This is a genomic window from Rheinheimera sp. (assembly GCF_036568245.1).
GTDB lineage: Bacteria > Pseudomonadota > Gammaproteobacteria > Enterobacterales > Alteromonadaceae > Alishewanella.
In genome coordinates, this window is record NZ_DATCSY010000419.1 from 1 (window position 1) to 2,188 (window position 2,188).

Genomic DNA, 2,188 nt, shown 5'->3' on the forward strand with positions numbered 1-2,188 from the left:
GAGCGTGCAGAGAAAACCCGCAACACGGTACAAAAGTTACCCTTGGATTGCTTTGTGCTGGAGACGGATGCGCCGTCAATGCCATTGGCTGGGTATCAGGGCCAGATAAACACCCCGGCACAGCTGGCATTAGTGTTTGACGCTTTTTGTCAGTTAAGGCCTGAGTCACCACAGCAAATAGCACAGCAGCTATGGCAAAATACCCTTAGCGTGTTAAGGCTTGATGCGGCGCAGGCGGAATGAGTGACGTGAAAATCTTGAGAAGCCGCGGCGTAACATAAAGCCAACTATACCCGCAAGGATCAGCATGCCCAGCAACTGTTGCATCAGATGCTGCCACGATGTGCTGATTTGATTCAGCGAAATGTCCTGGCGCAGGCTCAGCTTGATATAGCCCAGCAGTTGCTGCTCTTTTGTTATAGGCTGCACCATTGCCTGTAGCTGCTCGGCTTGTGTCGGGCCGTACAATAACCGGGCCGGTGCACTGTTTTCTGTCCAGCTCATCCTTACACCGTTGGCGTCATACACGACAACATCGTACAGGTAAGGGCTGTCTGCTATATGCTGAGTAAGTTGTTCAAGCCCGGCCAACTGGTCATGCTCAATTAAATATGCGGCGGTATGCGATAAGGCTGTCAGCGTTTCCCGCATCAGTTGGCTGCTTTGTTGCTGCAGCAAATGCTGACCTTGTTGTTGAGTTTGCACCCATAAGTGCAGTAACAGCCAGATACCGGCCACAGCGAAAGCAATTTGTAGCAGCTTAATAGTGCTTGATGTGGTGCTGGGTATTGCGATATCGTTTTGCATAAATTCCGTAAGCGCTGACAGATCCTATTCGTTGGTATAACGAAACAGCGTGAAAAGTTTGTGTAGCATGCCATGATGGCGTTGCCAAGTATAGGTACTCCAGTGTCGTTTTTCTATCAGCTTTTTAGCACGCAGCTCCTCGCGGATTCGCCTTTAAGTTCGCTAAACACAACTGACCGCTATGCGCTATGCCTGCAACAAGATGCGTTATATTTACACAGTGACCACCAGCTGAATTTACCACGGGGCGACGGGTTTGAAACGGCTACCCAATCGCCTGTTGCCGTACTGCGTATGTTTGCTGAGCATTTGAGTTGGGCGGCTGTCAAAGCGGTATTGCTAAAGCTCGGTATTGATACAGCGTTAGATTGCCGGCTCTACCGGCCGCACCCGGCGCTTGCAGGGGCCGTTGAGCTGGCTTTGCCGCAGGTACTGACGCAGGGTACACAACAAGCGTTAAGTGAAACTGCGCTGCAAGCAGGCTGTGAGCTGGTGTATCTGCAGGCCAGGCCTAGTCTGAGCGAGCCGGGAGTGCTGGTGATGGATATGGACTCAACGGCAATCCAGATTGAATGTATTGATGAAATTGCGGTCTTAGCCGGCGTTGGTGAACAGGTCGCCGCCGTTACCGCCCGTGCGATGAATGGTGAGCTTGATTTTGCCCAAAGCCTTATTGCCCGGGTCGCGGCCTTACAAGGCGCCCCGGAGTCGATATTGCAGCAGGTACTGGCTTCAATCCCGTTAATGCCGGGGTTAATTGAGTTGGTTGCGTATTTGCAACAGCAGCATTGGAAGGTCGCAATAGCGTCGGGTGGCTTTACATTCTTTACTGATGCTTTGAAACAGCGGCTGAATTTAACAGCTACTTATGCCAATGTGCTGGAAATTCAGGACGGCAAGCTGACTGGCAAAGTGTCTGGCAATATTGTTGATGCAACAACAAAAGCGCAGGTGGTGCAGCTTCTGGCTCAGCAGCATGCTATCTCGCTACAGCAAACCGTCGCTATTGGTGATGGTGCCAATGATATTCCTATGTTACAGGCTGCTGCACTGGGAGTAGCATTTCATGCTAAGCCGAAGGTTCAGGCGCAGGCGAAGGCGGCTATCAGGCAAGGCTCCTTACTGCAGTTGTTGTATCTGCTGGATAAGTAATGAAGCACCAGCAGAGCTCGCTGTATCTCGATTTACAGCAGTATCAACTGCATCTGCGCCGTTTAATGCCTATGCAGCAGGGCATAGCACCGGTGCTGATGTTACATGGTGCTATTGAGAATGGCCGCATTTTTTACAGTCACTCCGGCAAAGGTCTGGGCTGCTATCTGGCCGACAACGGTTTTATGGTGTATTGCGCCGATTTTGCTGGCCGGGGGCTATCGAAACC

3 protein-coding genes and 1 pseudogene are annotated in these 2,188 nt (G+C 51.4%); 3 read left to right on the forward strand and 1 reads right to left on the reverse strand.

Annotated elements, in window-relative coordinates; genetic code table 11:
• Positions 1–243 (forward strand): TatD family hydrolase (locus VIN66_RS18790; protein ID WP_331925409.1); only part of this gene is annotated, 243 nt, incomplete at its 5' end.
• On the opposite strand, the gene VIN66_RS18795 is transcribed toward VIN66_RS18790, so the two are convergent.
• Positions 214–807, reverse strand: a complete 594-nt coding sequence (locus VIN66_RS18795; RefSeq protein WP_331925410.1) for an AhpA/YtjB family protein — start codon at positions 805–807, stop codon at positions 214–216. The two genes, VIN66_RS18790 and VIN66_RS18795, sit on opposite strands and share 30 nt — an antisense overlap.
• Before the next feature lie 72 nt (positions 808–879).
• On the opposite strand from VIN66_RS18795, the gene serB reads away from it, so the two are divergent.
• Both serB and VIN66_RS18805 read left to right on the forward strand, forming a co-directional pair.
• A complete protein-coding gene (gene serB / locus VIN66_RS18800; RefSeq protein ID WP_331925411.1) occupies positions 880–1,959 on the forward strand; it encodes a phosphoserine phosphatase SerB in 1,080 nt (359 codons plus the stop codon).
• Positions 1,959–2,188: pseudogene (locus VIN66_RS18805) on the forward strand (alpha/beta hydrolase); the annotation flags it as partial. The gene serB and the pseudogene VIN66_RS18805, both read left to right, overlap by 1 nt.